A 7,162-nucleotide genomic window follows, 5' to 3' on the forward strand; every position below is an offset into this window, starting at 1 on the left:
TACCTTGCTTCATCATAACGCGATATTCATCGGAAAGCGTCGCATCCCTTACGATAAGTCGAGTTGGTCCTTTTTCAATCGTTGATGCACTGTTCCTCGAATTATTGGCACTTCCAAACACCCTGCAAATCTGGCAATCAGCTTTTCCACAAGAACAGGGTCCTCCAGGCTTTTTGCTTTCCGTATCGATTTTACCCAATTTCCATTCCAAGAGAGAACGCATCTTGCCTTTTATAGAAGATCCTGGTATATAGGGTTCTCGATTGAGAGGATTCCTTATAATGGGATTGTCCATACCACCAATTTCGACCTTATCGTTTCCAGCTCCGATATGAAGACCTGTTTTCACCACAATTTTTCCTGTTATTTTCTTTTGTTCCAACTGTTTATATCCCATGATTTATCTCCTCTTTTGATTTAACTTCTGTTTGGGGCATGTTCATAATAGAACCCATAAACAGCTTCAAAAAGTGCCAGAAAAACCTCATAATCCTTCTGCTTTTGGATGCTGTCGATACCTTCAATCAAAAAATCTGACAAGGCTTTATAACAACCAATCTCATCACTGTTGCGCAGGTTTCTGGTTGACCTGGCAATGGTGTATCGTACTTTTGATTTAATCATCTTGATGTAGGGAAGCTGGATATCCCACATGGTTGTATCAAGCTGGAGTAGGTACTCAAACCGCTTCACTTCGTCGAATATTCGCCTGAGTTGGGTCCCGCTCACACCATTGATCACATCACGGCCGTTATACTCATTATGGCTGACCTTATACAATTTATTCGCAATTTCAAGCGCCTTGGAGTCGAATAAATCAGGTTTTACCCGACTTTCCCCATCCTCATAGAACCCACCAATCATCGAAGGGCCGTTTCCTTGTTTTGGCTGTGGCATTGTAAATCTCCTCCTAATATTCATTCACCTTATACTTACGATAGGTAATTGATTTTTTGATAAGATGATTTCGAGACAGACGACCAGATTGTAAATAAGTCTTTGAACTTCATTCAAGAGAAGGCTGTCCTCGATTTCCTTTGATTTTATCAATCCGATCTATCACGAACCTGATAGAGGGCATAACTTGCTGAAACCCGTGCCTCAACCATTTGTGAAGGCGATGCTCCAAATTGTTCAAACCAAGAACGGACCTCTCTCTGATTCTTGTCGATTGTCCTACTTAGTTGATACTGATAGTTACTGGCCCATAACAAATCTTTCAATTCTCCGTTTCCTACCCTTTCTGCACGATGAGAAAAATCAATGATTCTATATACTGTCGCTTTGGAGACAACATTGGCATCTATGTACTTCAACATCTGCTTGCCATTTGACAAGCTTCTCTGGAACGCTTCCCAAGACTGAGTGACTCCGAATATCGTAATACCGTCTTTAACAATGAGATTGCGTTCTTTCCTTTGCTTGGATGTTTCGAGTCCATTTTCTGCCATCGCTGCAAGGTTTTTAACAGGAAGCGAGCTGGATGCAAGAGCAATCCCCCCCGAAAGAGTGATGGCTTTGTTGTGGTTCGTGAATACATCTAACCGTTGACGAAAATCCAATGCAAATTCCATGACTACGTCCCAAGGACCAATCACACATAGGTCATCTCCTCCAGAGAATACGACGTAAATACTCTTCTTGTACTTCTCATTGCCTTGGATCATCTGTGCCAAGAAACTAGAAAAAAACTGTTGGAATTGATAGCTTAAATCAGAATAACGGGAGAGAGACCATCGATTCCCCAAGGAGGAACTGAAGAGCAACCCAAGGTTGTCAATGTCTGCCTTAAACATTGCGAGTTTCTTCTGCTTCTTTGTTTTGGAATTCATGGCTATTTCCTCAAAGCTCAGCAACCCCGTTTCTTCATCATCACGGTACGGAGCGAGGTACGGAAGGGTAATCATCGGCAATCCAGGTATATACTCCCTGTTCGTGTAGCCAAATACAGTGGAAGCGGAAGATTTTCTCACAACTTTTACCATCTCTTCAAAAGGCAAAAGTTCCTTAGCATCTATGACTATCCTTTTTGCTTGCATCAGAGTTCCTCCTATGGATATGAGAGAGGAACAACCTTTGCAATGTTCACTATTCGATTCTTTTGGGTTGATCTGGCATAAGGGACAATCTCCGTTCTTCTGAAGCTTCTCATATTCTTCATCAAGCATGTACCAGGTTTTATGTAGTCCAAGTTGGAACTTTTTCTTCTTGCTCTGAATCTCTTGGTTCTGCATGCGAAACTGAAGCTCGAGCCCTCTGGCTTTTGTAAGCTCAGAGGAATCATTTATATCTGTCTGGGAAAGTATGCACGCAAGCTGGCCGGAATATCCCTTGAGCATATACTCATCCAACAAAAATTGGAGATTCTTGACATGTTGTGAGGTTTTATCTGTTCTAGGAACAAGCAACATAAAACGCCCTCCAGCGAAGGTGATTATGTTCGCATCAGTCATCCCAAAAGTGTGGGTAGCAAACTTCGCGAAGGCAAAGCTAAGTGACCAAATCTGGAAACTTCTTGCACGCAAGATCTTCGCATTGTATTTCGAAGTGGGAAGATTGAAGATAAATTTCTGTATTCCCGACATATCTCCTTGAACGAAAGTATAGGGAGCATCTTTCTGGATAGTATTAATCCAATTCCCATGTTTAGCGGCATAGACAGCGATGCATGCTGCAAACGCAGCAGTTGTCTTTGCATGATGGAACAAACTGATATCTGGATCATCTATGGTGGAAGATGGGATGCACCAAGTATAGCGTTCTAATATGGTGAGCAGAGCCGCTAGAAACTCATCATATCCCAAACCTTTGAGTTTAAGAAAATCCTTCTCAAACTGGCTCCATTGCTGGAGATACTCGTTTTTAGAGATTTTTTTCTGGCCTTGTGTACCGATGGCATTCCCATCCAGTGGCCGAATTGGGAGATAACTCGCATCTGTTTTCAATGGTGCAGAGTTCTCCGTTTCCTTTATGCTCAGTGTGGATGCAATATTCAACATCGGCTGCTCATAGAATTGTCCCTGAGCTTCATATTCCAGTTCTTTGTCGCTAAATCTGTCCATACCACTGCTAAGCCTATCTGCAATGGTGATGATATGATGGTCTTCTTCTGAAGGGTTATGATGATAGGCTGCAAGATTTATAAGACGTCCAACATTGATGGAATCGGGAAAACAATCTTTCACTGTATCAAGATATCCCAATGTATATAGTACATGTTGGTGTGTATAATATCCCTGCTTTGTGGATCTACAGAGAATTCCTTCCATCGACTTGTCCTTGTATTCTGACATTCCCGCACGTTGGGCAAACTTCCCAATATCATGGAGCAAACCTGCAAGAACAATCTCCTGAATTGTTGCTGTTATCACGCATTTCCTCCTCTTTAGAAATACCTCCAGAAAGACATTTTTCCAAATCCAAAACTCGTATTTTTACCCGCTTGAAAAAGTTCATTGAAAGAGAGCAAATCCAATTCATATTGGGTAAACTCTCCTTTGAGTTCGATGTTTCCTACTACTCCACCTAGAAACATATTACGTCTTTGTCGTGTTGAGTAGTGAGGATATTCCTTCCACTCAGTTATTTGATGCAGGACCTCAAATTTTAGGGGGAGAACTTGTACTTCTTCAACAATTCCATATAAAAGGCAAAGGGTCTCCAATCGCCTCTTGAAACAGGAGAACAAGGAAAGACTTGTGAACGTATCAGCATATGCACCGTGATACTTGAATCTTAGTGGACTTTGAAAGCGAATAAAAAGAGACCCTTCATAGGTCCTATCCTGTTGTTGATTTGAAGGTACCCAATTCTTAATCGCAGTCTGGTAATTGAGGAAACCAGCATCTTCGAGGAGTTCCACCCCATCTGACGAGATAGACTCAATGGTATACCGAATCCGATCACGGCCAAATCCACGGAATTGTCCTCTAAGAAAAGCACCATAGATATACGACGTATAGGCTATGGCATTGCCAAGCAAAAGCACAGTGAATGTCAAAGTATCTTCTTTTGGCATGAACCAATTGTCCATGCGGAGAATAAAAGGGTGTGGCGCACGGTCCCGTCCATGATACATCTGATTGTCTTTTTGCAATATGGTATCAAAAACCTGTGCATATATACAACTTCCATTGTGTTCACATTCTGGACAGGTGTTTCTCTTAGCGATACAGCAGATGTCATGGAGATTCAACCCCAATATACTTCTGAGAATGAATGCAGGAGGAACCTCATATTCGACTGGCTTCTCAAAAGAAATTGTCAAGGTGAGAGGTATATATTGAATTTGTGGGAATGGTCTCATCGGTTAATTATATCACCTTTTGGTGATAATTGACTAATAATCTATTAAATTTTTTTGCTGAAGTACGCAGTAATATTAAACTAGTAGCTCGTAAAGTCTAATTCTTCAATTCAATAACAGGATAGAGGGCTTTGAGTTTTGTCCTTGCATCCTGTACAGTGAATTGCCAATCGATACCTTTTTGGTTGGCAGTCCTTGATACCGACCAGCTCAGAATTTCGGTTTTCAAGTCTTCTTCCATATTGTCGATTCTCCGGTGGGAGAGGCATTGGTTGGTCAAGGCCGATAACTCTATCTCAGCCATATCCAGCCAACTGCCATGCTTGGGGGTGAGAAGTGAATTTCCAATCTTTGCGACAGCCTGAAAGCTTCTTCAGGGGGGAACGCCTCATACAAGGAAGAGATGCTGTGGGTATTGAGGTTGTCCATGACAAGAACAACCTTTTCGGCATGGGGGTATTTCTCATCCAAGAGCCATTTGATCTCAGACGCCCAGACCTTCTTGGTCCTGCGTTTGCAGGCATGTGCTTCCCTCCAGCAACCAAGAGGTTCTGTGAACATGAAGATGCTGCAGGTACCGTTCCTTATGTATTCACTATCCTCGAGCTTGGTGTGGTTGGAGTCTGCGGCTTTCCGAGGTCTCCCAGCAGTCGGACCGGTTTCTCGTCCATACACACCTGGGGCCGTTTCTCATCATAGGGTCTTGCATATACCGACAGCACATCCTCCATCTTGGCTACAAAATCACTGTTTTGCTGCGGTGGAATGCACCAGCAGCGCTTCAGGTAAGGCTTAAACCTGTTTTTTTAGTGTTTTTCCCACTGTCGTATGGGAAATTGCGTCAATGTAATCCAATTCCACCATCCTGTCGGCAATGAGCCGGAGCGTCCATCTCCCATATCCGGCAGGCGGATTTGAGCAGGCAATGGCGATGATGTGGGCCTCGACACTGCCATCGATCTTGGCAGGGACCGGCGGGGTCACCCGCTTTTTCCGCTTGATCGAGTCCGTACCCTGAGGCTTTTGCAGGTAGTCCTTCTTGACCCGGCAGATCGTCTGGGGTGTGGTGCCCAACATGCGGGCTACCACGACATCCTTCATACGCTTGCGTCCTCCAGACTCATCGACGGCGAGAAGGATGTTTGCGCGCATGATCTCCTTTGCTTGAGCAGTGCCGTTGCACACAACCTTCTCGAATTCATTCCGTTCTTCTGTCGTCAACGTGATACGCAAGGATTGATACTTCATAGCTATCCCCAAATACACAGCTATTTGGAGGATAACACAAATATTTCAAAAATTAAAGTTTTTGTGTTTACAAGCTACTAGGTTTTTTTGCGTAGTTGAGTTATTCGGAAATTGGAGCCATACCGGGGGCAGTTCCCAGTTCCTGGTCTGCTGCATCGTGACTGTTCTCTTGCCTGGAACAACCAGTGATTTGAGAATATCCTTCTTCTCAGCCAGGCTCTTGGTCCTGTTCAGCAGCTTCCATGCCTCCCAGGTGATGTACAGCTCAGCATTCTTGGTCGCAAAGCAAGCCCTGCTGTGTGATTTTTCCGAAATTATGGAGTGTAATGCGTTCACCAGCTGCAGGTTGTACGGCCCTTTCCTGGATTCCTTCCTTGAATCAAGTGCAAAATGGGCCAGTCCCGTGCTCTCGGCATACTTGATGCCTCCCTTGCTCTTGTCGGTGACCAGGATGGACTGTTGGTCGAGCCTGGATGAGAATGCATGCTCCAGTCCCTCGCTGCTCACATCGCCCCTGCCTATCGGCTTGCCGATCACAAAAATTATACTTGACAAGAGATCACATCATATCAGATACACCACATCTGCATCTGTATAGTAGCGCTGGCCACCTTCTGAACGGGAGTTGGTTTTCAGCAACCCCAGGGACTCATAATATCTGATGGTCCGTGCGGTCACATTGCATTTCCTCGCCAATTCGCCGATACGATAGGTATGTTCCTGCATGCCTTAGTTGTACCACAGCTCTACCGAAGAGCTCAAGCAAACAACAGGCTTTTGCATCTTAACAGAGTATGAAATACCAAATAAACCAACAAACCGAACGACGAATCAAGGAGATGGCTGTCTGCGACCGGCCAAGGGAGCGGCTGATCCAGCGTGGGGCTGAGGCACTCAGTGATCAGGAACTTCTCTCCATCCTCATCGGGAGCGGAAATCGTGACCGCCCAGTGAACACAATTGCCAAGGATCTTCTGGAGCTCCTGGACCGAAAGCCTATGGCCAACAACGAAGACCTGATGGCCATAGGAGGACTTGGCATGGCGAAGGCCACGCTCATAGGGGCAGCCCTTGAGCTTGGAAGGAGAAGGCTCCCTGCCAAACGAAGACAAATTTCCACTCCAGGAGACATCTTTCCCCTGATCAGGCACTATGCAGGACGTATGCAGGAACACTTCCTGAGTATCTGTTTGAACGGAGCCCATGAGGTGCTCTCGGTGAATGTATGCTCCATAGGATTGGTGAACCGTACACTCGTACATCCCCGGGATGTCTTGACCTCACATTTGATACAATAATAATAGGGCAAAAAAGGCCAAAACCCCTCTAGAATGCGGCATTTTGAGGTTTTCTCAATACTGAGGAATCTGGCTTAAGGCTTTTCCAAGCCGAGAAAGCTAATAACTTCATTGCAATTGTGTAACTTGAAACCTTCGGGAACATGTATATAGGAAAAACTTAATTGTGCGACTTTTCCTTAATTATTGTCGTATTAGCATCGCGCTTATTAAAATTCCACACTCTCCCATAATTAGGCAACGCTACTAGTAAGTATAAGACACTAGCCGACAGGGAAGCTTGATGTCATACAATCGAACATAACCCTAA

10 protein-coding genes are annotated in these 7,162 nt (G+C 44.4%); 1 reads left to right on the forward strand and 9 read right to left on the reverse strand.

Features of this window, described 5'->3' with window-relative positions:
* The 9 genes from csm3 to AB7S66_RS10420 form a co-directional block, all read right to left on the reverse strand.
* A partial coding sequence (csm3, locus tag AB7S66_RS10380; protein ID WP_428519735.1) for a type III-A CRISPR-associated RAMP protein Csm3 occupies positions 1 to 397 on the reverse strand: 397 nt, incomplete at its 3' end.
* 20 nt (positions 398 to 417) lie between these two features.
* Positions 418 to 897: a type III-A CRISPR-associated protein Csm2 gene (gene csm2, locus AB7S66_RS10385; RefSeq protein ID WP_428519737.1), complete on the reverse strand. Its 480-nt coding sequence runs from the start codon at positions 895 to 897 to the stop codon at positions 418 to 420.
* Positions 898 to 1,046: 149 nt separating this feature from the next.
* Complete coding sequence (cas10, locus tag AB7S66_RS10390; RefSeq protein ID WP_428519739.1) at positions 1,047 to 3,371, reverse strand: type III-A CRISPR-associated protein Cas10/Csm1; 2,325 nt, start codon at positions 3,369 to 3,371, stop codon at positions 1,047 to 1,049.
* Between the two features lie 14 nt (positions 3,372 to 3,385).
* The gene (gene cas6 / locus AB7S66_RS10395; protein ID WP_428519741.1) at positions 3,386 to 4,306 is read right to left on the reverse strand and encodes a CRISPR system precrRNA processing endoribonuclease RAMP protein Cas6; all 921 of its coding nucleotides are present in this window, start codon (positions 4,304 to 4,306) and stop codon (positions 3,386 to 3,388) included.
* Positions 4,307 to 4,403: 97 nt separating this feature from the next.
* Positions 4,404 to 4,610 carry a hypothetical protein gene (locus AB7S66_RS10400; RefSeq protein ID WP_428519743.1) on the reverse strand — a complete coding sequence of 69 codons (207 nt, stop codon included), beginning with the start codon at positions 4,608 to 4,610 and terminating at the stop codon, positions 4,404 to 4,406.
* A complete protein-coding gene (locus AB7S66_RS10405) occupies positions 4,598 to 4,981 on the reverse strand; it encodes a transposase (protein ID WP_428519745.1) in 384 nt (127 codons plus the stop codon). Before AB7S66_RS10405 ends, AB7S66_RS10400 begins: the two co-directional genes overlap by 13 nt.
* Before the next feature lie 117 nt (positions 4,982 to 5,098).
* Entirely contained in the window at positions 5,099 to 5,554 is a 456-nt protein-coding gene (locus tag AB7S66_RS10410) for a helix-turn-helix domain-containing protein (protein ID WP_428519747.1), read from the reverse strand.
* 45 nt (positions 5,555 to 5,599) lie between these two features.
* Positions 5,600 to 6,109 carry a hypothetical protein gene (locus AB7S66_RS10415; protein WP_428519749.1) on the reverse strand — a complete coding sequence of 170 codons (510 nt, stop codon included), beginning with the start codon at positions 6,107 to 6,109 and terminating at the stop codon, positions 5,600 to 5,602.
* A 9-nt stretch (positions 6,110 to 6,118) separates the two neighbouring features.
* A complete protein-coding gene (locus tag AB7S66_RS10420; protein WP_428519751.1) occupies positions 6,119 to 6,280 on the reverse strand; it encodes a MerR family DNA-binding transcriptional regulator in 162 nt (53 codons plus the stop codon).
* 68 nt (positions 6,281 to 6,348) lie between these two features.
* Here AB7S66_RS10420 and AB7S66_RS10425 point away from each other — a divergent pair, with 68 nt between their 5' ends.
* Positions 6,349 to 6,852 carry a JAB domain-containing protein gene (locus AB7S66_RS10425; RefSeq protein WP_428519753.1) on the forward strand — a complete coding sequence of 168 codons (504 nt, stop codon included), beginning with the start codon at positions 6,349 to 6,351 and terminating at the stop codon, positions 6,850 to 6,852.
* Positions 6,853 to 7,162: the final 310 nt, after the last annotated feature.

Origin of the sequence: Sphaerochaeta sp., from assembly GCF_050178175.1 — a bacterium.
Classification (GTDB): Bacteria; Spirochaetota; Spirochaetia; order Sphaerochaetales; family Sphaerochaetaceae; genus Sphaerochaeta.